A 24,720-nucleotide genomic window follows, 5' to 3' on the forward strand; every position below is an offset into this window, starting at 1 on the left:
ATTAGCTCCAATTTTTCATTACAAAACCCCATTTCTATAACGTTTTCGTAGTTCGTGCAATCGTTTGTTCCAAGAAGCAATAGAATTGCCAACGCTTTATTTCTTTATAATTGCCGCATTAAACACTTACTGAATCTAAATTACACACCTATGGTCAAAAAGAGTCATCTCATCCTTCTGACACCATTATCAATTTTGTCATTAGCGGCACCTATTTACGGGGTAGCAAATCCACGTAATTTGGTTGCAATAACCAGTCGTTCACCCTTCCAGCAAGCCGTCTCCGGAAAGGTCGTTGATGAAACGGGGAAACCAATAAGCGGTGTCACCGTTTCTGAAAAAGGTAAAGCAGCAGCAACTACAACCAATCAAGACGGTATCTTCTCACTGAACGTCAGTTCAAAAAGTGCCATCCTAACATTTAACTCGATCGGATTTACGGCGAAAGAAGTCTCTGCAGCACAAGCATCACAAATAACCTTGACAAAATCCGAGGATGTTTTGGATGAAGTTGTGGTCGTAGGTTATGGTAAACAGAAAAAGAGCGATTTGACAGGAAGTATCGCTACAGTGGAAGCAAAATCCCTGGAACGAATAAATTCACCGAATGTTGTCGATAAACTTCAAGGTAAAATTTCTGGTTTAGCGATCAATTCCGGCTCGGCCAAACCTGGCGAAACAGCTTCTATCAATATCCGCGGTGAGAACTCGATCTCGGCCTCCAATGCACCCCTAATTATCCTGGATGGAATTCCTTTTAGTGGTTCCCTGGGTGATATCTCTTCCAATACAATTGCCAGTATCTCGGTACTGAAAGATGCCTCATCCACCGCAATCTATGGCTCAAGAGCTGCAAATGGCGTTATCCTCATCACCTCAAAAAAGGGTGCAGCAGGAAAAGCACGCATCAATTATAACGGCTATTTTGGGGTTCAAAGTGTAGAACGCCGCCTTAAATTGATGAACGGCCCACAGTACATCCAATTTATGCGTGATTACCAGGCTTCGAAAGGAAAAACCGGCGATCAGCTCAACCCAGAAAATTATCTTTTTGCCAACGTATTGGAACAATACAAAAAAGGGGAAGAAGTCAATTGGCAGGACGAAGTATTCAATAGTGGCGCTCCCATTCAGGAACATCAACTCAGTTTTTCGGGTGGAACGGATAAATCCGATTACTATGCATCTGTAAGCTACCTAAATCAAGATGGTGTGGTAAAAAACACGCCCTACGAAAGATATAATGTCAATCTAAACCTCAACCAAAGTTTAAGCTCTTGGTTAAAGCTAGGAATGACCATGCAGGCTTCTCAAGGGAACCGTGACGGCGTACAGCCTAACCTCGAAAGTGTCGTAAAACTTTCCCCTTACAGTAAAAACCGTGATGCCGATGGAACTGCTATAACGTACCCGATGTACGCACAAACATTGTGGGCACACCCTTTCGCAGACGAAAAAGGCCAATGGGATCAGACCAGAAGAACGGTCTATGCGAATACTTGGCTTGATGTGAAACTCCCTATTGAAGGATTAAGTTTCAAAACCACCTTCGGAACAAACTATCGAAATATTAACGAAAACTCCTACTATGGTTCAAATACGGTTACAGGACGCGGTGTCAACGGTACCGGATCAATTTACAATGAGCATTTCTGGGACTGGACCTGGGAAAATCTCTTGACCTATGACCGTACCTTTGGTGACCACAAGATCAATGTCGTGGGCCTCTATTCTTCCCAGAAAACAAATTTGAAAACTTCAAGAATGAATGGAGACGATTTTGTATCAGATGCCGGATATAACAACATGGCTTCTGCCTCTAAAAATCTTAAGATCGAATCCAACCTTCAAAATACAGCGATGATTTCCTACATGGGAAGAATCAACTATGCCTTTAAGGATCGCTACCTATTAACCTTAACAGGTCGTTCGGACGGTTATAGTGCATTTTCTGTAAACAACCGATATGCATTTTTCCCATCCGTTGCAGGAGCCTGGGTGGTTTCTAAAGAAGGAAATGTGCAGGACTATTTCGACTTGTTAAAACTTCGTGTTTCTTATGGTAAAAATGGAAATCAGGCCGTATCACCTTATCAAACTTACGACCGTCTGACCAACGTCGATTATATCTATGGTCTTGACCCAGTCAAAGGACTTGTGATGAATTTCAATGGACGTGGAAGCAATCTAACTTGGGAAACGACAGCTTCATTAAACCTTGGTTTGGATTTTGGTATTCTCAAAAATAGACTTTCAGGAACGATCGACTACTACTCCTCAAAAACATCGGATCTTTTATTAAGTGAACAGGTCCCTGTCATGAACGGCTACAACACCATTTTGACCAATATCGGTGAAACTTCCAACAAAGGGATAGAAGTTAACTTGAATGCCATACCTGTCAAAAACGACAATTTCCAATGGAATGTAAATACGACCTTTGCCTATAACAACAATAAAATCACCAAACTGCGCGCTGATGGAAAAGATGATTTGACCAATGCCTGGTTAATCGGAAAGCCTATCCGTATTTTCTACGATTATAAAGTCATTGGTGTATGGCAAGAGGGCGAAGACATCGCAAACTCCTATCAACCTAAAGCGAAACCTGGCGATGCCAAGTTAGCAGACCTCAACAACGACGGTAAAATCGATGCCAATGACCGCACCATGATGGGGAACAAAATATCACCTTATACACTCGGTATAGGCAATGATTTCACGTACAAAAATTTCTCCCTGTCGTTCTTTATGAATGGGGCATTTGGTGGAACGAAAATAGATGATTTCAAAAACATCGAACGTTTCTTACCTAACAACGGCGCCAATTATCTTGCTGACATGCCTTACTGGACACCGGAGCGTACAAACACAGACATCCCATCCCCTGGATACACGCCTGTAAATAACCATACGTATTATATCAATTCATCCTATTGGCGAATTAGGGACTTTAGCTTGGGCTATACCTTTGATGGCGATTTTCTAAAAAGATTGAATCTCTCTTCCATTAAAGCATTTATTAACGCCCGTAACCTCTATACATTCTCCAAAATCAAAGGTTACAACGTAGAGGCATTGAGCGTAAGTTCGACCACAGGTAATCCAACAACGACAAATATTGCCAGTCCTTATCCTGTTGCGAGAACATTCTCATTGGGAGTAAATGTCCAATTCTAAACACATCAAGATCATGAAGAAAAGAAATACAACTTTATATACAATTCTAGCTGGCCTAAGCTTACTTTTTACAGGCTGCAGCAAGAACTTCTTAAATGAAGACACCAGCAGCTTTCAGTCACCTGATAATACCTATATTAATACGAAAGGCTTCGAAACTGGACTAAATGGTTTATACTCTTATGCCCGCATGGAATTCCTGACCTGGAACGGTAGTATCTTTTCCCAAGGAGCAACTCCACAGGAGGCACTACAGGTCGGAACAGATATCGTTGCTATCAAAAACACAGGTACAGACGCTACATTGGCTCCATTCAGCAATTATACGCTAAATCCTGCTTCGTCTTATGTCCGCAATTATTGGAAATATGCCTACGGATTTATTGGTAATACCAATACCATCCTCGAGGCTTTAAAAAAGGATGGTATTAGCTGGACAGACAAGGACAACGATCCAAAACGTGTGGAAGCAACGGCCCGTTTCTTCCGCGCCTATAGTTATCGCTACTTAGTTAACCTGTACGGCGATGTGCCTTGGGTGGACAAGGTATCCGAAACACCCCGTCGCGATTTCACGCGTACACCGAAAGCTGAAATCTTGACGCACATGATTGAAGACCTGAAGTATGCAAGTGAAAACCTGCCCGACAATCCAGGAACAATTCAGGAAGGTAAATTGACGAAATGGGCTGCTTTACACTACCTGGCAGAAGCATATATCGAAGCTGGACAGCCAGATTTAGCTGCAGAAGCTGCCAACAAAGTTATTCAAAGTGGCTACTTTAAATTGAACGATCAACGTTTTGGTGCCGAAAAAGATAAACCCGGGGATTATTTCCACGATATGTTTATCGAAAACAATCAAAATCGCGGTTCCGGCAATCAAGAAACGATCTGGGCCATCCAATTGGAATACAATACACAAGGCGGCGGCGACCGCTACACGGATTGGAGTAAACGTGCCTGGGTGCCTTTCTATTCACAACAAAAAGGATTTGCTTTGGCCGACTCACTTGGTGGAAGAGGTCTTGGGCACGTACGCCCTTATCAATGGTGGCTGGATAGTTATGAAAAACAAGATGTCAGAAATTCATCTTTCAATATCAAACGCGATTGGTATTATAACGATCCTTCCGTCCCTGAACTTTATGGCAAGAAGATCGTACTTACCGACGCCATCAAAGAATCAGGCAATGTATTCCCGACAACAACCAAATTTTTCTACGGAAAGACAGCTGTTGATCCTGCATTTGAAGGAAATATGAAGGACCGTGTGAAAGTACGTCTGGCAGAGACTTACCTACTATTGGCTGAAGCATACTGGCGCGCCAATAAACCGGCACAAGCTAAAGATGCCATCAATGCTGTCCGTGCCCGTGCAAAAGCGTCATTAATCGATGCCACAGCAATCAATGCTGATTTGATTCTCGACGAACGCGCCCGGGAGCTTATTGGTGAGGAAATGCGCCGTATGACCCTTGCCCGTTTTGGTGAGGATATCTTTTTACGCCGTGTGCAAACATTAAACACACAATCAAAAAATGTGGTGAAAAAAGAATTTATTCTTTGGCCTATTCCACAAGAAGTTATTGACAGTAACACTGGTGCAGCCTTCCCACAAAATCCGGGATACTAAACCTTCCAAAAACCTCCATGTTCCCAAAAGGTCATGGAGGTTTTTACTTTATAACTTTGCGTTAACCAGCTTATAGGTTCCATCTTCCCGGATCTGACTACGGCCAATGGTTATATTTTTAGAATGATAAAACAAAAAAATCCAGCCTGCTGGCGCGCCTTCTGCCCAATACTCCTGACGCAAGGCTTTGGAGCGCCGACCATCAAAATCATATTTGGCGACATAATTATGGAAAATTTCTTCAGGCTCAGGTAATACATCTCCGCCAAAGAAATAGTGCTGATCATCCGTTTGAATATGAAATGCCTGATGATGCGCGGTATGTCCACCATTGAGCGCATAGCTGATTTCATCATTTATTTTTCCTTCACCTTCCACCAGTACCAAATTTCCACTGCGTTGAATCACATCAAAAATCTCGGTCCTGTATGAACTGGAGATCCCTGAATAGGCGTCTTCCCATTCCCCACGTTGAACAATATATTCGGCTTCAGGAAATGCGATACGTCCAGTTCCGTTTTCAAATGTGACCATCCCACCGGCATGATCCTTATGAAGGTGGGACATCAGTACATATTTTACATCTTCGGGTCTAAAGCCAGCCTTACGGATATTATGATGCAGCTGTAGCACAGCACTGTCATCGGTATAGCCAAGGCCGGTATCACAGAGAACAAGTCCGGCATTAGTTTGGATCAAGAAGGGATGGACATGGATAAACATCGCCCCCGGTCGGTCCTTAGGGTCGTCTAGAAGTGGATCAAAGGGAATAAATTTTCTACTCTTGTCTACGGAAAAAGAACCTTCATATAAAGAATAAGCCTGCACCATATTTAAAACATTGGGAATATGCACGTTAAGCAACAGCGGATCAATACCGGGTTTAGGAATTAGGTAAGTCCAGCCTTAAAACGTATATTTACACTTAAAATATTGTGCAAAGATATGCAAAAAAGGTGGGTACTAAAATCTAAAACTGATGTCAAAATAACCAACAAACTGCGCGAGGAATTAAACATCAACACTGTATTGGCAGAGTTGCTCGTGAGCAGAGAAATTGAGACTTTTGACGAATCAAAGCAGTTTTTTAGACCTCAATTATCGGATTTGCACGATCCATTTTTGATGCGGGACATGGAGAAAGCCATCACCCGTATTATCCAAGCCATCGGCAACAAAGAAAAAATTCTGATCTATGGAGATTATGACGTAGACGGTACCACAGCGGTAGCCGTTGTTTATAGTTTTTTTAGGGAATTTCATAGCCAGCTGGAGTTTTATATCCCAGACCGCTATGCCGAAGGTTATGGCATCTCCACACAAGGCATCGACTATGCCGCAGCAAATGGTTTCAGCTTAATTATTGCCTTGGACTGCGGTATCAAGGCCGTCGATAAAATAGATTACGCAAATAGCAAAGGAATTGATTTTATCATTGGCGATCACCACCTTCCCGGTGAAGAACTTCCCAAAGCCTATGCCGTATTAGATCCCAAGCGTGCAGACTGTGAATATCCCTATAAAGAACTTTCAGGTTGTGGAATCGGCTTTAAGATTATTCAGGCTTTTATATTGACCAACGGCATGGATATCAATGCCTGCTATCAATTTTTGGATCTTGTGGCCGTGAGTATCGCTTCGGACATTGTTCCGATTACCGGTGAAAATAGAATACTCAGCCACTTTGGCCTTATTAAACTTAATACGAATCCCTGCGTCGGACTAAAGGCACTGATTGACTTATCAAATAATCGAACGAAGATCTTTACAGTTAATGACATTGTGTTCCAGATCGGCCCACGCATTAATGCTGCGGGAAGAATAGACCATGCCAAAGATGCCGTCAAGCTTTTGATTTCCAAATCGCTACAAGAAGCCAAAGACTTTAGTTCGAGCATTGACGATCAAAACAATGTCCGTAAAGACTTTGATCTCAAAATAACAGAAGAAGCGCTGGCACTCATTGAGGACAATGCCCTACTTAAAAGCCGCAAATCCACTGTATTGTATAAAGCCGACTGGCACAAAGGTGTCATTGGTATTGTAGCTTCCCGCCTGACCGAAAAATATTACCGTCCGACGATTATATTGACCGAAACAAATGGTCATATTGCAGGTTCCTGCCGTTCGGTACTAGGTTTTGACTTGTATGAAGCCTTAAGCGAATGCGCCGATCTATTGGAGCAATTTGGTGGTCATAAATATGCTGCCGGACTAACGATGTCCTTAGATAATGTCACCCTATTCCAAGATCGTTTTGAGGAAGTGGTATCGCGACGTATCAGTCCTGAAATGCTGACCCAAGAAATTTTGATCGATGCTAAGCTAGCGTTGAAGGATATCGACGCTAAGTTCTTCCGTATTCTCCAGCAGTTTGAACCTTTCGGCCCCCAAAATGAATCTCCTATTTTCCTCAGTAAAAAGATAAATGCAGTAGGACAAGCCTTTATTGTAGGCACGAATCACCTCAAGATGACCGTTGTTCAAGAAGACTCTCCTTCATTTGACTGTATCGGTTTTGGACTGGCAGAACATATCACACATATCAATTCCGGACAAAGTTTCGACATCTGTTACAGCATTGAAGAGAATGTGTGGCGCAACAAAAGAAACTTACAGCTAAACATCAAAGGGATTAAGTATTAGTATTGCAATAGTAAGAAGATATTAAATATATTTACACAAGATTTGGTCAGGCATAAAACCCTCATACTGGATTAGATACCAGGCATGAAAGAATGGTGAGGGTTCTTAAGTAGTCCTATTGAACAGATACATATAACACAAGACACTCCACGAAGATGATTTTAAAGGCAGAACATCTCATAAAAAAATATAAGCAGCGCACCGTTGTCAACAATGTTTCCTTCCATGTGGAACAAGGAGAGATTGTCGGGTTATTAGGTCCTAATGGGGCAGGAAAAACGACCTCATTCTATATGATTGTTGGTCTTATCAAGCCCAATGAAGGCAAAGTATTCCTCGACGATCAGGAGATTACACAGGATGCGATGTACCAACGTGCCCAACGCGGGATAGGTTACCTCGCCCAGGAAGCATCGGTCTTTCGGAAGCTCTCCGTAGAAAACAACATCCTGGCTGTATTAGAAATCCACTATCCGAATAAAGAAGAACGTTTGGCAAAACTGGAAGAACTACTCACAGAATTCAGCCTACACCGTGTCCGCAAGAACAGGGGTGATTTGTTATCCGGTGGTGAGCGTCGACGTACCGAAATTGCGCGAGCATTAGCTGCAAATCCATCTTTTATACTTTTGGATGAACCTTTTGCAGGGGTTGACCCAATCGCCGTAGAAGAAATTCAGACGATCGTAGCCAAGCTCAAAACCCGTAATATCGGCATCTTAATTACCGACCACAACGTACAGGAAACCCTATCTATTACGGACAGGGCCTACCTCCTGACCGAAGGAAAGATTATGTTGACGGGTACCCCTGAGGAAATTGCAGATAATGAGCTTGCCCGTAAATTTTATCTCGGTCGACATTTTGAATTAAGAAGGAAAAAATTTTAAAGATTAAAGAATCTCCCCCCTATGGCCTTATTAAACTCCATTTTTACTTGGTTCATGAAAAAAAGAATTCACCAGATTGAACTTTTCATGAAATACCCACACGATGTACAAGAAGAATGGTTCCAAAGTTTAATTGCCACTGCTGAAGCTACGGAATGGGGAAAAAAATACGATTATACAAGTATATTAACGCCAGAAATCTTCAAAGAACGCGTCCCTATACAGGACTATGATGATATCAAGGGCTACGTTGATCGCATGATAAAAGGCGAACAGAATATCCTGTGGCCTTCTGATATCAAATGGTTTGCCAAGTCCTCAGGTACCACATCTGACCGTAGCAAATTTATTCCCGTTAGTGAGGAAGCGCTCGAAGAATGTCACTTCCAGGGTGGTAAAGATATGCTTACAATCTATTGCCATAATAGACCCGAAAATCGCGTATTTACAGGAAAATCTGTTGTTATTGGTGGTTCCTCACAAATAAACAATTTCAGTCCGGATTCCTACTACGGCGATCTTTCATCAATCCTCATCCGTAACCTTCCTTTCTGGGCAGAATTTAAGCGAACGCCCAATATGGAAGTTACTTTAAACCCAAACTTTGAAGAGAAAATTGAGCAGATTGCCCAAATTACACTCAAAGAAAACGTAACGAGCCTAGCTGGCGTACCGACATGGAATATTGTTATGGCCAAACGTATTCTTGAGATTACAGGCAAAGACAACCTACTGGAAGTATGGCCAAATCTAGAGTTTTATGGGCATGGCGGAGTGAGCTTCAAACCTTATCGCGAGCAATTCCAAAAATTGATCCCTTCTGACAATATGTATTATCTAGAGAATTATAATGCCTCAGAAGGATATTTTGGTTTACAAGATCAGTCGGATTCGGAAGATCTTCTGCTTATGCTAGATTATGGTATTTATTACGAATTCTTACCTACTGAGCGAATGCACGAAGAAAATCCGTCAACCTTACGTTTGGATCAGGTGGAGCTTGGCAAAAACTATGCATTGATCATTTCAACTAATGCTGGTTTGTGGCGTTATAAAATCGGAGATACCATCAAGTTTACGTCATTATCTCCTTATCGCTTTCAGATCTCCGGACGTACCAAACAATTCATTAACACCTTTGGCGAAGAGGTTATTGTTGACAACGCCGAACAGGCTCTGGCCGAAGCGAGCAAGTTGACACAGGCTCGTATAAAAGATTATACTGCTGGGCCTGTCTATTTTAAAGATGCCGAAGCCGGAGCACATGAATGGGTGATAGAATTTGAACAACAACCCAATGATTTTAGGCGTTTTTGTGAAATATTGGATGCTAAACTCCGTGAAATCAATTCGGATTATGACGCCAAACGATTTAAGAATATGGCGCTCCGACCGCCTATTGTACACAATGCACCCGAAGATACGTTCTATAAATGGATGAAATCAAGAGGTAAGCTAGGTGGACAAAATAAGGTTCCAAGATTGAGCAATAGTCGCGAATATCTCGACCCGCTATTGAAAATACTAGCCGAATAATACGGCGTACCGAATGAAAAATTCCACATACTGACCGAATAATAGGGTGGTCTCCGGCTGGAGATTAGCCAAAATTTTTGGATTCCCTTATTTTGGCTAATCTCGTATTGCTGAATTTTGTTGTTTTAAAGAACTGCTGTGAGTTCGTCTAATTGATAAGCTCAAGAAAGCTTAGACTATAATGGAGGTTTGTTAAGGTTTAATTGCCGTTTTATATAAAAAAACAAAAAAACCAAGGATAAAATTCATAGAAATACCTTTCTTCTGAACTTCAACTTCACCCTGTAACACTGAGCGATTATCGCCTGATGCTACTTCACTACTTTTGTTAAGACTGTGAGTCAATTCCATACTAAGTTTATTTTTATGATAAGTGATTTTATAGCGTTACTGCGGACCAAAAAGCCCATCTATAGGACCGCATTCTGTATAGCCAAACTTTATGCCACAATATCAAATCACCGTGTTAATTAATAAAAAATTAACACATTTAATTATTAATACGGGCTAGCCGAGAAATATGAAGTAAAATTCTTCCATTTCAAAAAAAAGTGTAGTAAAATAGGGAACAACTGTCCGAAATAAAAGGCATATCAAAGCGGGTAAATTATCCGGGTATACGTGCAACTTATATTTCATTTTTTTCCTAACTTAGCCTAAGTAATTAAAAAATAAGATGAACGCGACAGAGAACTATTCAATTCGCGTAGAGCCAACTCAAAATTCAAGACTCTCGCAAGTAGATTTCGACAATCTAAAATTCGGAAAGATTTTATCCGACCACATGCTGGTCGCAAACTATGATGACGGTGAATGGAAAGATGTCAGCATCGTCCCTTATGGAGATATCAGTATTAGTCCTTCGATGTCCGCTTTACATTATGGTCAAGCGATCTTTGAAGGAATCAAAGCTTATAAATTTGCAGATGGAACAGTGAGTATCTTCCGTCCGGACAGAAACTGGGAAAGATTCAACAAATCTGCCGCACGTCTTCAAATGCCGGAGGTACCTGAGGAGATTTTTATGGATGGCCTAAGCAAACTATTGGACATCGACCGTAACTGGATCCCGGCAAAAGAAGGTTCATCATTGTATATCCGTCCTTTTATGTTCGCAACAGAAGCGGCATTAGGTGTACACCCTTCAAAGTCATACAAATTTATCATTATCACTGGTCCTGTAGGCGCGTATTACAGCAAAGCAATCAGCTTAAAAGTTGAGACCTACTATACGCGTGCAGCAGAAGGTGGTGTTGGTTTTTCTAAAAATGCAGGTAACTATGCCTTATCGCTTTACCCTACACAATTGGCCAATGACGAAGGTTATGACCAAATTATGTGGACAGATGCTTCTGAACATAAATATATTGAAGAAGCAGGTACGGCAAACCTTATTTTCCGCATTGGAGATACGATTATTACACCACATGGTGATACAATCTTACACGGTGTAACACGCCGTACAATTATGGAATTGGCGGAGAAATGGGGTTATAAAGCCGAGCAGAGAAAGGTATCTATTCAAGAACTAATTGACGGTATTAAAGCCGGTACAGTAACTGAAGCTTTCGCAGCTGGTACGGCAGCCACAATTACCGATATCAGCCGTATCGGTTTTGAAGGACAAGATTATCACTTGCCACCAGTAGAGGGCCGCGAGTTTTCAAATCGTGTTTTGAATTACCTCAACGACTTGCGCTATGGCAAAGTAGAAGATCCATTCGGATGGAACTATTTAGTAAAGTAATTTCCAAAATGAAATAGAAAAGCCTTTGTTATTAATAATAACAAAGGCTTTTTTTATTGCCTATATCCGTTATACATGCCTTGAAACGCGGTCTATAAGCTTCGTTTGAATCTTCGCGGATAACGTCAAGTTCTCTACTCCTGCTAAATGCTTAGGAATGCTCTCCCGTCAGCTCCTTTTGAATAAAATCAATTATAGCGGCTGTTTCCTGGGATTGAAACCAGTGCGTATTACCATATTTTTTAAACCATGTAATCTGTCGCTTGGCATAACGTCTCGAATTTTGTTTGATTTTTTCGGTCGCTTCCGCCAAAGACTGCTTGCCATCGAGATAATCAAACAACTCAGCATAACCGACAGTGAGCAGTGCAGGTTTCGTCTTAAAGGGCAGTAGGTTTTTAACTTCGTCCAGTAAGCCATTTGCCATCATCAAATCTACACGTAAATTGATCCTTTCATATAATTTTGCCCGATCCATATTCAAGCCAATGGTAAGTATATCAAAAGGTCTTTTCTCGACATCTTTCTTATGGTAAAAGGACATCGGTTTACCTGTCGCCTCAAAAACTTCAAGAGCCCGTACGACGCGTTGCGGATTATCGATGTCTGCCGTTTCAAAATATGCAGGGTCAATACTTTTCAATCGATCTTTTAAGACCTCCAATCCCAATACTGCAAGTTCATGATTAAGTCGCTCGCGCACTTCATCCCCGGCCTTGGGCAGATCATCCAATCCTTCGCACAGGGCCCGTACAAACAGGCCCGATCCACCTACCATAATTACGACATCATGCAATTGAAATAGTTCATCTAGTTTCAGTAAAGCCTCACGTTCAAAATCTCCTGCAGAATAATCCTGCGTGATAGCGTGTGAATCAATGAAATAATGGGGAGCAGCAGCAAGTTCCGCTGGATCTGGTTTAGCTGTACCAATAGACATTTCCCGATAGAACTGACGAGAATCAGCAGAAATTATCGCTGTTTTAAAATATTGTGCCAATGAAATAGCCATTGTAGTCTTACCAACGGCAGTTGGCCCCACAATGGCTATCAATGTTTTTCTATTTGCCATAATATAGCACTTCACAGGCCTAAAAGGACCTGTAAAGTCTTCTTAATTAATATTCGTCTTCGTAGCCGTTGGATTCTTCACGCTCTTCACCTTCTTCGCTCTCTTCCTCATCGTCACCATCACTGTCGAAGCCATCCAATTCGTCTTCATCATCTACGCCATATTGCGTATCGTCTTCCTCCACATAATCGTCCTCTTCAACAGCATCCGCTACTGGGAAATTAGCCGCAGTCATGGTTTTAGGAACCTGACCCATAGACTTAAACAGCGCCGGATAGTCCTTCCCATCCTCTTCCTTCAAGATCTTGATCAATTCAACCTGGAAATCATAAGGACGATCAAAATTGTAAACGTAGTAAAATTTCTGATGTGGATCATCGATAAACTTACTCAAACGGATATTCTCCATCAACAATACCTCAGCATCTTTTTTACGTTGTGTAGGCTTAAATGCGATCTCAATTCCCTTTTTCCATTGATCATTACTCACATAGAAAGAGGAAGATGCATCTGGAGCATATCCTGTTGATTTATGGATCTCCTCATGTAGGTCTATAAATGTACTTTTAGAAGGCATGTCGATCTCACGATATACATCTTCATAATCCTCAAAAGTAACTCTAAATCTATAAATTGCCATCTCTGCTATTTTCTTCTTTTAACCCTCTAAAATTAATACTATATTTTAAGAATTGGAAATTTCCAATGGGATTTCTTGTTTGACCGTCAGGTTCATTTCCCCTGCCTTTTTCACCAAGAATTGATAAGCCTCTAATCGGGAATTTGGAATCTCGCCCTCCAGAATAGCCTCACGAATCAAATTTTTCAGCTGGCCTACAGTACGCCCTGGCGCTAAGCCAAATAGGATCATGATATCCTCTCCACTGATCGGCGGCTGCCAGTTTCGAACCTTGTCTCGCTCTTCGACATCCTTCAATTTTTGTTTGACAAGTTCAAAATTCTGACGATATTTTTTCTTTTTAAACTCATTTTTTGTGGTCACATCCGCATGACATAGCATCATAAGGGCTTCAATATCATCTCCCGCTTCAAACAACAGACGACGTACGGCAGAATCCGTTACGATATCTTGCGCCAAGACAATAGGCCGAAGATGCAATTGTACCAGCTTTTGAACAAATTTCATTTTCTCATGGAGCGGCAGCTTCAATTCAGCAAAAAGCTTTGGTACCATACGGGCACCACGATCTTCGTGGCCATGAAACGTCCAGCCGAGCTTTTTATCAAAACGTTTTGTTGCCGGTTTGGCAATATCATGCATAATCGCTGCCCAACGTAACCAGAGATCTTCAGACAATTCACATACATTATCCAGCACTTCCAACGTATGGTAGAAATTATCTTTATGGCCTTTGCCATCAATGACATCAACCCCATGTAAATTATACATGGCTGGAAATATCAATTCCAGGAGACCAGTATCAAAAAGATATTTAAAACCGACTGACGGCTTAGGTGAGAGAATAATCTTATTGATTTCATCGATAATACGTTCTTTCGAGATAATCTTTATTCGCTCTTTGGTATCGCTAATCGCTTTGATCGCATCAATCGTGATTTTAAAATTTAGCTGTGTCGCAAAACGGATGGCCCGCATCATACGCAACGGATCATCGGAAAACGTTTCTATCGGATCCAGAGGCGTTCGAATAACACGCTGTTCAAGATCCTGCACGCCGTCAAATGGATCCACTAATGTACCATAATCCGCTTTATTCAATGAAAACGCCATCGCGTTGATCGTAAAATCACGTCGATTTTGATCATCGGATAAGGTGCCGTCTTCCACAATAGGCTTACGTGAGTTGGCACGATAAGATTCCCTTCGGGCACCGACAAACTCCACATTGAGTCCTTCATAAACCAACATTGCTGTACCAAAATTCTTATAGACAGCAACTTTGGTATGTAGCCTATCACCCAATAAAGTCGCAAATTCAATGCCGCTGCCGACGACAACAATATCCACATCATTCTTAAAAGGCCGCTTCATAATATAGTCGCGAACATACCCCCCAATGACATAACATTCTGTATTTGTTGTCTCGGCGAGTTCCTTAATGATTGAAAATATTGGATGTTGTAAATTATCGTACATAGTTAGAACAGCAGGTAAAAAACCAAACAGTCTGCAAAAGTAACAATTTTTTTTGTATTGGAATTAGAGACAATTGAACAAGGATCAAAGACGCTGACACTGTAAGCGGCGAGCTTACAGACTAACATCAACAATCTTTATCCTTGTCCCTAAAAAAGTAAGACGGAATATTTAGTCTCTATCTTTGGATAACTTACGGAAAGCAAGTGGATTTTTAAGTAATTCGGTTTGTTCACGGCGGCGTTTTACAATATGTAAAGCCGAGAAAATTGCCTCTACAAAAGAGCTTTCAGAAGCTAAGTTTTTTCCAGCAATATCATAGCCTGTACCGTGATCTGGCGAAGTACGTACGATAGGTAAACCAGCTGTAAAGTTTACACCGGCACCTTTGGCAATATGCTTAAAAGGAATTAAACCCTGGTCATGGTACATTGCGAGTACCGCATCGAATTTCTCATAAGCACCTTTTGCGAAGAATCCATCGGCAGGGTATGGACCAAAGCAGAAGATCCCCTGTTCATTTGCTTTTTCTACGGTAGGTCTAATGATCTGATCATCTTCTGTACCAATAATCCCATGATCGCCAGCATGTGGGTTTAGGCCCAAAACCGCGATCTTAGGCTTTTCAATCCAAAAATCTTTCTTCAACGAGTCATTCATCAGGGCTAGCTTTTTAAGAATAGCTTCTTCGGTAATATTAGCCGCAACCTCATGCAGTGGAATATGACCTGTTACCACACCAATACGTAATTCATCACAAACCATAAACATCAATACATCATCAGCCTCTACTTTGGCCTGCAGATATTCGGTATGGCCCGGAAATTGAAATCCCTCCTGTTGAATATTATGCTTATTAATTGGGGCAGTCACTAAAGCATCAATCTTGCCGGCTTTCAGGTCTTCAACAGCTTTCTCCAACGAAAGGAAAGCATATTTACCGCCAATTTCGTTTTCTTCACCCAACGAAATCTTGACGTCTTCCTGCCAGCAATTGATCATATTTGCTCTTTTGGAATGCGCCTGCTCAGCATCATTGATCACGTTAAAACTAAAATCATTTACACCAATCGCTTTACGGTGAAAAGAAGCAACCTTTGTATTTCCGTAAACCACTGGCGTAAAGAAATCGCACATACGCTGATCTACCAAAGATTTAATGATGACTTCAAGTCCAATGCCGTTAATATCGCCTACGGTAATTCCGATTTTTAATTTATCGCTCATTCTGTTTAAATGCTTTGATTCAAAAATAGGGATTTTTTTCTTAGAATAACTTTTCACTTATTTATTTTTTACTTTTGCAACATGAGCACAGTAAGAGCAAAAAAACATTTAGGACAGCATTTCTTGAACGATAAAAATGCTGCACAAAAGATTGTGGAAGCATTGGATCCTAAATTGGGTTTTAGCCAAGTGCTTGAAGTAGGTCCGGGAATGGGTGTACTTTCTGATTTTCTCTTGCAAAAAGAGGAATATGAAACCTATTTGATCGATGTGGATGACGAATCCATTGCTTATTTGGACGATAAATATCCCCAATTGGGTAAGCGATTGATCCACGGTGATTTCCTGAACCTTGACTTTTCACAGTATTTTGGTGAGAAAATGGCTGTCATTGGCAATTTCCCTTACAACATCTCCTCCCAGATTCTCTTTAAAATTTTGGATGAACGCCAACGTGTCGTTCAAATGACGGGTATGTTCCAGAAAGAAGTAGCCGAACGTTGTACAGCTAAGGCGGGCAGCAAGGAATATGGTATCTTGAGTGTCTTTTTACAGGCCTATTATAAAGTAGAATACCTTTTTACTGTAAAAGCAGGAGCTTTTAATCCACCGCCAAAAGTATTGTCGGGCGTTATTCGCATGACGCGCAATGACCGTGAGCAATTGAATTGTGATGAAAAACTATTTTGGCGTGTTGTTAAAGCGGGCTTCAATCAACGTCGTAAAACCCTCCGTAACTCACTTTCGGGTGTTGTTCCCAAAGATAAAATGTCCGATAATCCACTATACGAGCTACGCGCAGAACGATTGACTGTAGATGATTTTGTCGGTTTAACAAGCGAAATAGCAAACAGTCTTTAGTATGCATTCATCGGACAGCACATTTATTATCGTTGGCGGAGGTATCTCTGGATTATGTGCTGCGATAGGGCTTGCAAAAGTAGGTATTGAAGCACATGTCTATGAAAGCGCCATTGAACTCAAAGGCATAGGTGCTGGATTCGGGCTCGCGGCCAACGCCATGCAAGCTTTGGAACATCTCGGATTGAAAGATGAAATCGTTCCGATAGGGCATTACCTTGCATCTTATAATGTCTTGGATCAAAAGGGAAATATTCTTGTTGAACCAGACACCAGGTCAATCAGTCAAAAATATCAACAGGACAATTTCGCCATCCATCGGGCAGATCTGCATCAGTTTCTCTTATCCAAAATCCCGAATGGACAGGTTCATCTCGGCAAACGAGCCGTTTCCTTTGAACGAGCGGGAGAAGATATTCAAGTTTATTTCGCAGACGGAAGCCATGTACGTGGTCAAGCCCTTTTGATTGCCGATGGCGTACACTCAGCATTACGACAACAACTGATACCGGGATCGGCACCCCGCTATTCAGGCTATACCTGTTGGCGGGCAACTATCGATAATAGCAGTATACAGCTCAGTAAAGGGACGGAAACCTGGGGCAGCAAAGGACGCTTTGGGATGACACCGCTTGTCAATAACCGCATTTATTGGTACGCATGCATCAATGCTGAGGCACAAAATCCGGTCTTAAAAAATTGGAAAACAAAGGAGCTCCTCGACAACTTCAAAGATTATCATGTCCCTATTCCAACAATTCTTTCGGAAACAAAGGATAGCGAACTAATTGCAAATGACATCATTGACATCGAACCACTTCAACAACTCGCTTTTGACAATATCCTATTATTGGGTGACGCCGGACATGCGACGACTCCCAACCTGGGCCAGGGAGCCTGTCAGGCTATTGAAGATGTTGCTGTGCTCGTGGATGAACTCCAGACCTCAGCTTCCGTTAATTTGGCTTTTCAAGGATTCGAAAAAAGAAGATTGGATCGGGTAAACTATATCTGTAATACTTCCTGGAGGATAGGAAAAATCGCACAATGGGAGAATCCATTCTTAATAGGAATGCGAAATTTTGGCATGAAAATAATGCCTAACCGCATGAAACAACAACAGCTGAACAAATTACTATCTGTAGATTTTATGCAGATCAACCGTAATGAAGACACTAGGATCTAAATCAACGTACTCCACAGGAATGACATGCACGAACAGACCCTACATAAAAAATAATTGAATGAAAGCTACAATTTTGATCGTCGACGATATTCATGAGGTCATGCTTAAAAAATTTGAGCAGGCAGGTATACATTACAATTATCAACCTGATATCAGCCGAGAAGAAGCTGAAAAAATCATCTCCAATTACTCCGGTATGGTTATCCGTTCCAAATTTCAGGTAGATAAAGCTTTTTTTGACCTGGCACCAAACCTCCGCTTTATCGCCCGTGCCGGTGCAGGTATGGACAATATCGACGATACAGTTGCTGCGCAAAGAGATGTGCTGTTAATTCCGGCCAATGAAGGCAATCGGGATGCTGTAGGTGAACATATGATCGGTATGTTGCTCAGTCTAATGAACAATCTGAATCGGGGTGACCAACAAATACGATCTGGCCAGTGGTTGCGTGAAGCCAATCGTGGATACGAACTTAAGGGACGTACTGTAGGCTTGATCGGCTATGGGCACAATGGTATGGCCATGGCAAAAAAACTATCCGGTTTTGATGTACAGGTGCTTGCCTATGATAAATATCGAATCGACTACGCGGATCAATATGCATCGGCAGCAGACATGGAAAAGATCTGCAAAGAAGCCGATGTGATCAGTTTCCATATCCCCTTAACGGATGAAACAAAGGGGATGATTGATGCGGATTATCTGGCTAAATTTAAAAAACCTATTTTCTTTTTACTGGGGGCACGAGGCGGTATTGTACAAGTACCCGCAGTGCTTAGCGGCCTTGATTCCGGTTCCATTATCGGAGCAGCATTCGATGTGTTGCCAGTAGAAAAGTTTCCAAAACTGGCTGAGCAGAACTGGTATGCAGATCTTATCCGTAGAGACAATGTGATCTTATCTCCACATGTTGCCGGATGGACATTCGAAAGTTATTATAAATTATCGGAAGTGGCTGCAGATAAGATCATCGCCTTTCTGACATCTTAATTTTTACAAAGAGCTATTTGTCAAGATCTCTGATCAAACAAAGGTGTTTTTGGGGTAGCCAGTTCTATTCTTAAGGATGCCGAAGGGTAATAGGCTTAAGCTTTTACAGCCTATAATGTAAGGGCTAAAAGGTCTGGACAAGAACAACAATCAGAAACTGAAGCACCAAGCTACCGTCAAGTAGATAAGCATAGTGGTAATGATCTTTTGTTTTGAAAACAGCCAATTTTAGCAATGCAAATATGAGCACGTTGGTCAGAATCAATCCAAATTTAATAGGTACCGTGTAAGGTACCGTCAAGATCAAAACACAATGAAGGCCCAACAACCCATAAGTTAGATTTTTAGCTTTTTGTTCGCCCAGCATATTGGGCAAAGTCCGCAGGTGATAATAGGAATCCTGTTGGATATCCCGAATATCAAAAGGCAATGTACAGATAACCAAAAATATGAACTTCAATCCGCAGAGCGCAATAAAAACCCACTGATCTATTTTGACACCGACATTGGCCAGTTCCACATAGGGAAGCACCACACTGCTGCAGACCCAGACCAGGGCAATATGAAAAATCTTGGCCCCAGGTATCTGTCGAAGGCCCACTTTGCGGTCACGGAAAGTAAACAGGGGCATTCCGTATAATAGACTCAGGATTCCAATAAATCCCAAAAACAAAAAGGAGTACACATGAATATACCACAAGCAATAACCAAGCACAAGCAGAGCGATACCATTATTTAACCACATGACCCATTCATGATTAAAGATCCAGCGTGTCCGCGGGAATTTTGATTCTTTTGGGTTCTTCGGTTTGGACCACCACAGGCTAAAATTATAAAGCAACAAAGTCGCTGTCCCTTCCACTAAAACGATATACCAATTGATAGACCGTTCAAATATGATATAAGTCAGCGCGCATTGTGCCATGGCCGCCATGGCGATCAGAAGATTTGTATAGATTGTAATATAGAATAGCTTTCTTAGAAAAGACATCTTGGTAAATCTTGATGCAAGATAACAATCTTATAGATAAAAGTAGTTTAACATTATATTAAACATCAATTTTTTGATAAAATGGGCAAAAACCGCTAAATTGTACACCGAAATCGAAATATCAGAAACAATTTCGCAACGATAACAATATAAATTAAAATAATTCATAATAATCCTAATAACGATGAGCCTACAAATAAAATCATTTGAAGAATATCAAAGTGAATATAAGCGAAGTGTAGAACAACCTGAGGAGTTTTGGGCGAGCATTGCAGATCATTTTTTCTGGAAGAGAAAATGGAATAAAGTGCTGAGCTGGAACTTTGAGGAACCCAATGTCAAATGGTTTGAGGGTGCTAAATTAAATATTACAGAAAACTGTCTTGATCGCCATATTTATGCTAATGGTGATAAACCAGCCATCATCTGGGAACCTAACGATCCAAATGAAGCGCACCGCATTCTTTCCTATAAGCAATTACTACAAAAGGTAGAGCAATTTGCCAACGTACTTAAAAATAATAACATCAAAAAAGGAGACCGGGTATGTATTTACTTACCAATGGTTCCTGAATTGGTTATCGCTGTATTAGCCTGTGCTCGTATCGGCGCTATCCACTCGGTGGTGTTTGGAGGTTTTTCAGCACGTTCTATTGCGGATCGTATCGTCGATGCGGAATGCAAACTGATCGTTACTTCAGATGGTAGTTACCGTGGCAATAAAACCATTGGTTTAAAAAACATTGTGGACGATGCTTTAATGCAATGTGACACTGTTGAAAAAGTAATTGTCTTAACACGTACACGTACACCGGTATCGATGATCAAAGGACGCGATGTATGGTGGGAAGATGAGATCAAAAAAGTAGAAACACAAGGAAATCCAGCATGTCCAGCAGAAGAGATGGATGCTGAGGACAATTTATTCATCCTTTATACATCGGGATCCACAGGTAAGCCTAAAGGTGTAGTACATACCTGTGGCGGTTATATGGTGTATACAGGCTATACCTTTATGAATACGTTCCAATATAAGCCAAACGATGTATTTTTCTGTACAGCAGATATTGGCTGGATTACAGGACACAGTTACATCGTCTACGGGCCGTTATCACAAGGAGCTACTTCTTTAATGTTTGAGGGTATTCCAACCTTCCCAGATGCAAGCCGTTATTGGGACATTGTTGATAAGTTCAACGTCAATATTATCTATACATCCCCTACGGCATTGCGCTCATTGATGGCTTTTGGTGACGAATTTGTCGACAAGAACGATCTTTCCTCTTTGCGTGTTTTGGGATCTGTAGGTGAGCCAATCAACGAAGAAGCCTGGAACTGGTTTAATGAAAAAGTTGGTAAAAAGAATTGTCCTGTTGTTGATACCTATTGGCAGACAGAGAATGGAGGCCACTTGATCACGTCATTGGCGGGAGTAACACCGGAAAAAGCAAGTTATGCGATGTTCCCGATGCCGGGCATTCAACCCGCTTTGATGGATGAGAATGGAAAAGAAATCGAAGGCAATGATGTCACAGGAAACCTATGTATCAAGTTCCCTTGGCCAGGTATGCTACGCACGACATGGGGGGATCATGACAGATGTCGTCAAACCTATTTCTCGACGTATAAGGATATGTATTTTACAGGCGACGGGTGTTTCCGTAGTCCAGAAGGCTATTATAAAATTACAGGCCGTGTAGATGATGTATTGAACGTTTCGGGCCACCGCATTGGTACAGCAGAAGTTGAAAATGCCATCAATATGCACGCTGACGTTGTTGAATCCGCTATTGTCGGATATCCGCACCCAGTAAAAGGCCAAGGTATCTATGCTTATGTCATTGCGAATCACCATACCGATGCAGAAGCCACCAGAAAGGATATCATGGAAACCGTTTCACGTATTATCGGTCCAATTGCTAAACCAGACATTATCCAATTTGTTGATGATCTACCAAAAACACGTTCAGGAAAGATCATGCGTCGTATCTTACGCAAGATTGCCGAAGACGATATCGCCAATGTAGGTGATACTTCGACACTTCAAGATCCTGCCGTTGTAGAAGGAATCATCAAAGGCGCTGCGGCTTTGAAAAAATAGTATAGTGCATACTTTTAACAAAAGAGCCTTCCCTGGGGAAGGCTCTTTTGTTGTATGAAACTAATTCTCACATCACCGTTTAGCATTCAGTCGGATAGGTAGTATGTAAGCCACATTTACCGCTTCACCGCGCTGAACACCAGGCTTCCATTTCCCAGCCTTTTTTAGCACGCGAATACCTTCATCCCCTGTACCAAACCCCAAATCCTCTTTCACTACAGCATCTCTTACATTCCCTTCATGGTCGATCATGAACATAATCAACAACACACCGCTTACATTATTTTGAATAGCTTCTTTGGGGTAAATATAATGACTGCCGATATAGCCCATTAATCTGGATATTCCACCGGGAAATTGAGGTGGAATCATATAATTTGTTGAATCATAATTTATTAAAACCCCATTTTCTTTAGTTGTGATGCCCGAAATCAATTTATCCTTGCTATAGATTTCAACGTAGCTATCTTTTCCCAATTTGCCGTGCCATTCGCCCTCGCGTAAACTATTTAACATAGTTCCTTCTTCATAGTTATTCCTGTACCCTGAAAAACGAATTAAACCATTACCATTTTCCAATGTTCTATTCCGGAGAGAGTCATAATATGCTACATAAATGGGCTTTTCTACCTGTACTTCCCCCTTTGCGTCCACCCTATTTGGATAAAACAAAATTTTCTTCAATTGATTATTTGGATAAAAATAAAAGGCAGAATCTATTTTGGTTCCATTAAAAAAATTTTCTAAGTCCTTTAAACGACCATTTTCATAAAACTCATATTTTCTCCCATGATATTTTAAAGGTGATTGGGCAGTTTTACTTATAGCGTTAAGCTTAACTGAATCATTGTGAAAATAGAATTCCTCCACGCGATAAAATGTATCATTTCCATTTCCTTCGGGACGAACTATCCTAAGGTAATAAGCAGAGTCCTTCAGCCTAGTTTCTTCTCCATTTTTTTTATAGTAGGAAATCTTGTTCTGAGCGAGAAGATGTGATACACAAAGGGTGAATAATAAAAAGCAGATAGATCTTGTCAAAAAATGTAAATAATACTTCATAATAATTGTTAATACAGGTGTAATAATAACAAATATCCCGGATAGTAAAAAAATTAGCCGGCCAAATAAAATTTAATTTTATCGCATTGGGATTTCAAAACACCTTTTTTATGTTATCCACATTATGTTAATAAAATTGTGGATAACTCAGAAAACCTACTCACCTTCATCCTCTCGAAGTCTGACAATTTCTTCCAACGCCTGAACATCGATCTGATCCTTTGGTCTATTGATTGCCTTTTTATTAGCGATGAGCTGGTTTATATGTAAAAAAGGGATTTTTACGTTATCAATTTCCGCGATGGATGCCAATTCGAGACAATCATCAAATGAAAAACCTTCAAGCCCTTTCATATCTGTCAAAATGTCCAAGCGAAGCCCATTATTCAAGTGAAAATCTGTCCAGCCAGTTACGAAAGGAATAGTTTCCAGCTGTGGAATATCACCAAGGTCAGATAGCCTGAATGCTTCCCTTAACCGTTTTCTATTATCCAATGAGTCTTTTATCCAAATATCTAAATCACCAGTAAACCTTTGAAAGCCATGCAAATTGGTTGCATAACCTCCAATCATAATGTACGCTACATTTGATTGCTCTAAATTCTGCCAAAACTCTAAAATTTCCTGATCAAAAATATCCATACACTATTTCTGATAAAAGGGTTTATGAATAATTTTTGCCTTTTTAAGCGTTTGTTGAATTTTGTAAAGACGGGTAGTCATTTCAAATCGCTCCTTATAAGTACGATTAAGTCCGGCCCTCAATAAAGCAATTTCAGATTCGCTAAGACATTGTGAAGTATGTTCTTTGTGACCATCCATTTCAGTTATACTTAGTTAAACAGATCCATTAACAAAGATACAACAAAAAAAGCCACATCATCCCGACGTGGCTAAAATAAACATATGAATTTAATTAAACAGTTTCTATTTATACGAGTTTACGGAGCTTGCAACCTTCCAGGTTCCCGATTCATTGATCAATGTCACCAAATCTGTTTTCGTGAAATCCTCAAACTTCATCGTGATACGTGCTACCATATAGTTTTCAGATTCCTCGAGTACTTCGGTACTTGTGCTGCAGTTCAATTTTTCACCTTTTTGCTTTTTCAGGAACGAAATGACTTCCGAACGGCTATTGGTGCGTGCAGCTTTTCCCTGAACTTTTTGATTGAATTCGGATGCAAACAATTTTTCTACGCCCTGAGATGCGCCTTCTGTCATTACCGACACATAGCTATCGATGGCCAAATCGGCTGTGGAAAGGTTCAATGCTTTACCAGGGTCAGCTGCTGCCATTGCGAAAGTTGATAGTGTAATCAATGCTGCTGCTGCGAATGTCTTTACTAAAGTTTTCATAATTGCTATACTTTATATTGTTAGTTTTTTTGTCTCTTTTCTTATTGTCGCAAGGATATTGATTTTGTTGCATCATTTCCTTTAAGATTCTGATTCAAAAGTAAGACAACGCAGCA

General features: G+C 41.0%; 20 protein-coding genes. 10 read left to right on the forward strand and 10 right to left on the reverse strand.

Annotated elements, in window-relative coordinates; all coding sequences use genetic code 11:
- Positions 1-150 precede the first annotated feature (150 nt).
- Together GVK91_RS04600 and GVK91_RS04605 are read left to right on the forward strand one after the other, a co-directional pair.
- On the forward strand, positions 151-3,180 hold the full coding sequence (locus GVK91_RS04600) for a TonB-dependent receptor (RefSeq protein WP_159727235.1): 3,030 nt from the start codon (positions 151-153) through the stop codon (positions 3,178-3,180).
- Positions 3,181-3,193: 13 nt separating this feature from the next.
- A complete protein-coding gene (locus GVK91_RS04605; RefSeq protein ID WP_153845699.1) occupies positions 3,194-4,816 on the forward strand; it encodes a RagB/SusD family nutrient uptake outer membrane protein in 1,623 nt (540 codons plus the stop codon).
- 48 nt (positions 4,817-4,864) lie between these two features.
- Here the strand turns inward: GVK91_RS04605 and GVK91_RS04610 are convergent, their stop codons facing one another.
- Positions 4,865-5,647: an MBL fold metallo-hydrolase gene (locus tag GVK91_RS04610; protein ID WP_159727237.1), complete on the reverse strand. Its 783-nt coding sequence runs from the start codon at positions 5,645-5,647 to the stop codon at positions 4,865-4,867.
- A 114-nt stretch (positions 5,648-5,761) separates the two neighbouring features.
- Here GVK91_RS04610 and recJ point away from each other — a divergent pair, with 114 nt between their 5' ends.
- From recJ to GVK91_RS04625, 3 genes are all read left to right on the forward strand, one after another.
- On the forward strand, positions 5,762-7,462 hold the full coding sequence (gene recJ / locus GVK91_RS04615; protein ID WP_153845701.1) for a single-stranded-DNA-specific exonuclease RecJ: 1,701 nt from the start codon (positions 5,762-5,764) through the stop codon (positions 7,460-7,462).
- 155 nt (positions 7,463-7,617) lie between these two features.
- Positions 7,618-8,352: an LPS export ABC transporter ATP-binding protein gene (gene lptB / locus GVK91_RS04620; RefSeq protein WP_028072074.1), complete on the forward strand. Its 735-nt coding sequence runs from the start codon at positions 7,618-7,620 to the stop codon at positions 8,350-8,352.
- 21 nt (positions 8,353-8,373) lie between these two features.
- Complete coding sequence (locus GVK91_RS04625; RefSeq protein WP_153845702.1) at positions 8,374-9,888, forward strand: GH3 auxin-responsive promoter family protein; 1,515 nt, start codon at positions 8,374-8,376, stop codon at positions 9,886-9,888.
- A 192-nt stretch (positions 9,889-10,080) separates the two neighbouring features.
- Here the strand turns inward: GVK91_RS04625 and GVK91_RS04630 are convergent, their stop codons facing one another.
- Entirely contained in the window at positions 10,081-10,239 is a 159-nt protein-coding gene (locus tag GVK91_RS04630) for a hypothetical protein (protein WP_153845703.1), read from the reverse strand.
- Between the two features lie 325 nt (positions 10,240-10,564).
- Here GVK91_RS04630 and GVK91_RS04635 point away from each other — a divergent pair, with 325 nt between their 5' ends.
- A complete protein-coding gene (locus tag GVK91_RS04635) occupies positions 10,565-11,635 on the forward strand; it encodes a branched-chain amino acid aminotransferase (protein ID WP_046672808.1) in 1,071 nt (356 codons plus the stop codon).
- A gap of 151 nt (positions 11,636-11,786) precedes the next feature.
- Here the strand turns inward: GVK91_RS04635 and miaA are convergent, their stop codons facing one another.
- The 4 genes from miaA to pdxA all read right to left on the reverse strand — a co-directional run bounded on the left by miaA (position 11,787) and on the right by pdxA (position 16,053).
- Complete coding sequence (gene miaA, locus GVK91_RS04640; protein ID WP_159727239.1) at positions 11,787-12,707, reverse strand: tRNA (adenosine(37)-N6)-dimethylallyltransferase MiaA; 921 nt, start codon at positions 12,705-12,707, stop codon at positions 11,787-11,789.
- A gap of 46 nt (positions 12,708-12,753) precedes the next feature.
- Positions 12,754-13,347, reverse strand: a complete 594-nt coding sequence (locus GVK91_RS04645) for a hypothetical protein (RefSeq protein ID WP_153845705.1) — start codon at positions 13,345-13,347, stop codon at positions 12,754-12,756.
- A 45-nt stretch (positions 13,348-13,392) separates the two neighbouring features.
- The gene (locus GVK91_RS04650; protein WP_159727241.1) at positions 13,393-14,826 is read right to left on the reverse strand and encodes a CCA tRNA nucleotidyltransferase; all 1,434 of its coding nucleotides are present in this window, start codon (positions 14,824-14,826) and stop codon (positions 13,393-13,395) included.
- A 171-nt stretch (positions 14,827-14,997) separates the two neighbouring features.
- The gene (pdxA, locus tag GVK91_RS04655; RefSeq protein ID WP_159727243.1) at positions 14,998-16,053 is read right to left on the reverse strand and encodes a 4-hydroxythreonine-4-phosphate dehydrogenase PdxA; all 1,056 of its coding nucleotides are present in this window, start codon (positions 16,051-16,053) and stop codon (positions 14,998-15,000) included.
- An 81-nt stretch (positions 16,054-16,134) separates the two neighbouring features.
- Here pdxA and rsmA point away from each other — a divergent pair, with 81 nt between their 5' ends.
- The 3 genes from rsmA to GVK91_RS04670 are packed head-to-tail and all read left to right on the forward strand — an operon-like array spanning position 16,135 to position 19,091.
- Positions 16,135-16,914 carry a 16S rRNA (adenine(1518)-N(6)/adenine(1519)-N(6))-dimethyltransferase RsmA gene (gene rsmA / locus GVK91_RS04660; RefSeq protein WP_153845707.1) on the forward strand — a complete coding sequence of 260 codons (780 nt, stop codon included), beginning with the start codon at positions 16,135-16,137 and terminating at the stop codon, positions 16,912-16,914.
- 1 nt (position 16,915) lies between these two features.
- On the forward strand, positions 16,916-18,100 hold the full coding sequence (locus tag GVK91_RS04665) for an FAD-dependent monooxygenase (protein ID WP_159727245.1): 1,185 nt from the start codon (positions 16,916-16,918) through the stop codon (positions 18,098-18,100).
- Between the two features lie 58 nt (positions 18,101-18,158).
- On the forward strand, positions 18,159-19,091 hold the full coding sequence (locus GVK91_RS04670; protein ID WP_153845709.1) for an NAD(P)-dependent oxidoreductase: 933 nt from the start codon (positions 18,159-18,161) through the stop codon (positions 19,089-19,091).
- 124 nt (positions 19,092-19,215) lie between these two features.
- Here the strand turns inward: GVK91_RS04670 and GVK91_RS04675 are convergent, their stop codons facing one another.
- Positions 19,216-20,082 carry a hypothetical protein gene (locus GVK91_RS04675; protein WP_153845710.1) on the reverse strand — a complete coding sequence of 289 codons (867 nt, stop codon included), beginning with the start codon at positions 20,080-20,082 and terminating at the stop codon, positions 19,216-19,218.
- Between the two features lie 184 nt (positions 20,083-20,266).
- Here GVK91_RS04675 and acs point away from each other — a divergent pair, with 184 nt between their 5' ends.
- A complete protein-coding gene (acs, locus tag GVK91_RS04680) occupies positions 20,267-22,183 on the forward strand; it encodes an acetate--CoA ligase (protein WP_153845711.1) in 1,917 nt (638 codons plus the stop codon).
- A gap of 72 nt (positions 22,184-22,255) precedes the next feature.
- On the opposite strand, the gene GVK91_RS04685 is transcribed toward acs, so the two are convergent.
- From GVK91_RS04685 to GVK91_RS04695, 3 genes are all read right to left on the reverse strand, one after another.
- Complete coding sequence (locus tag GVK91_RS04685; protein ID WP_153845712.1) at positions 22,256-23,245, reverse strand: energy transducer TonB; 990 nt, start codon at positions 23,243-23,245, stop codon at positions 22,256-22,258.
- A gap of 156 nt (positions 23,246-23,401) precedes the next feature.
- Positions 23,402-23,887 carry a hypothetical protein gene (locus GVK91_RS04690; RefSeq protein WP_159727247.1) on the reverse strand — a complete coding sequence of 162 codons (486 nt, stop codon included), beginning with the start codon at positions 23,885-23,887 and terminating at the stop codon, positions 23,402-23,404.
- A 285-nt stretch (positions 23,888-24,172) separates the two neighbouring features.
- Positions 24,173-24,604, reverse strand: a complete 432-nt coding sequence (locus GVK91_RS04695) for a nuclear transport factor 2 family protein (RefSeq protein WP_112374911.1) — start codon at positions 24,602-24,604, stop codon at positions 24,173-24,175.
- Positions 24,605-24,720 lie beyond the last annotated feature (116 nt).

This window comes from Sphingobacterium sp. 18053, from assembly GCF_902706145.1.
Classification (GTDB): domain Bacteria; phylum Bacteroidota; class Bacteroidia; order Sphingobacteriales; family Sphingobacteriaceae; genus Sphingobacterium; species Sphingobacterium paramultivorum.

What these genes read in the sequence shown, in the direction of transcription:
- GVK91_RS04600 (WP_159727235.1), top strand. Translation starts at nt 151, where the DNA reads ATGGTCAAAAAGAGTCATCTCATCCTTCTGACACCATTATCAATTTTG.
- GVK91_RS04605 (WP_153845699.1), top strand. Translation starts at nt 3,194, where the DNA reads ATGAAGAAAAGAAATACAACTTTATATACAATTCTAGCTGGCCTAAGC.
- GVK91_RS04610 (WP_159727237.1), bottom strand. Translation starts at nt 5,647, where the DNA reads ATGGTGCAGGCTTATTCTTTATATGAAGGTTCTTTTTCCGTAGACAAG.
- recJ (WP_153845701.1), top strand. Translation starts at nt 5,762, where the DNA reads ATGCAAAAAAGGTGGGTACTAAAATCTAAAACTGATGTCAAAATAACC.
- lptB (WP_028072074.1), top strand. Translation starts at nt 7,618, where the DNA reads ATGATTTTAAAGGCAGAACATCTCATAAAAAAATATAAGCAGCGCACC.
- GVK91_RS04625 (WP_153845702.1), top strand. Translation starts at nt 8,374, where the DNA reads ATGGCCTTATTAAACTCCATTTTTACTTGGTTCATGAAAAAAAGAATT.
- GVK91_RS04630 (WP_153845703.1), bottom strand. Translation starts at nt 10,239, where the DNA reads ATGGAATTGACTCACAGTCTTAACAAAAGTAGTGAAGTAGCATCAGGC.
- GVK91_RS04635 (WP_046672808.1), top strand. Translation starts at nt 10,565, where the DNA reads ATGAACGCGACAGAGAACTATTCAATTCGCGTAGAGCCAACTCAAAAT.
- miaA (WP_159727239.1), bottom strand. Translation starts at nt 12,707, where the DNA reads ATGGCAAATAGAAAAACATTGATAGCCATTGTGGGGCCAACTGCCGTT.
- GVK91_RS04645 (WP_153845705.1), bottom strand. Translation starts at nt 13,347, where the DNA reads ATGGCAATTTATAGATTTAGAGTTACTTTTGAGGATTATGAAGATGTA.
- GVK91_RS04650 (WP_159727241.1), bottom strand. Translation starts at nt 14,826, where the DNA reads ATGTACGATAATTTACAACATCCAATATTTTCAATCATTAAGGAACTC.
- pdxA (WP_159727243.1), bottom strand. Translation starts at nt 16,053, where the DNA reads ATGAGCGATAAATTAAAAATCGGAATTACCGTAGGCGATATTAACGGC.
- rsmA (WP_153845707.1), top strand. Translation starts at nt 16,135, where the DNA reads ATGAGCACAGTAAGAGCAAAAAAACATTTAGGACAGCATTTCTTGAAC.
- GVK91_RS04665 (WP_159727245.1), top strand. Translation starts at nt 16,916, where the DNA reads ATGCATTCATCGGACAGCACATTTATTATCGTTGGCGGAGGTATCTCT.
- GVK91_RS04670 (WP_153845709.1), top strand. Translation starts at nt 18,159, where the DNA reads ATGAAAGCTACAATTTTGATCGTCGACGATATTCATGAGGTCATGCTT.
- GVK91_RS04675 (WP_153845710.1), bottom strand. Translation starts at nt 20,082, where the DNA reads ATGTCTTTTCTAAGAAAGCTATTCTATATTACAATCTATACAAATCTT.
- acs (WP_153845711.1), top strand. Translation starts at nt 20,267, where the DNA reads ATGAGCCTACAAATAAAATCATTTGAAGAATATCAAAGTGAATATAAG.
- GVK91_RS04685 (WP_153845712.1), bottom strand. Translation starts at nt 23,245, where the DNA reads ATGAAGTATTATTTACATTTTTTGACAAGATCTATCTGCTTTTTATTA.
- GVK91_RS04690 (WP_159727247.1), bottom strand. Translation starts at nt 23,887, where the DNA reads ATGGATATTTTTGATCAGGAAATTTTAGAGTTTTGGCAGAATTTAGAG.
- GVK91_RS04695 (WP_112374911.1), bottom strand. Translation starts at nt 24,604, where the DNA reads ATGAAAACTTTAGTAAAGACATTCGCAGCAGCAGCATTGATTACACTA.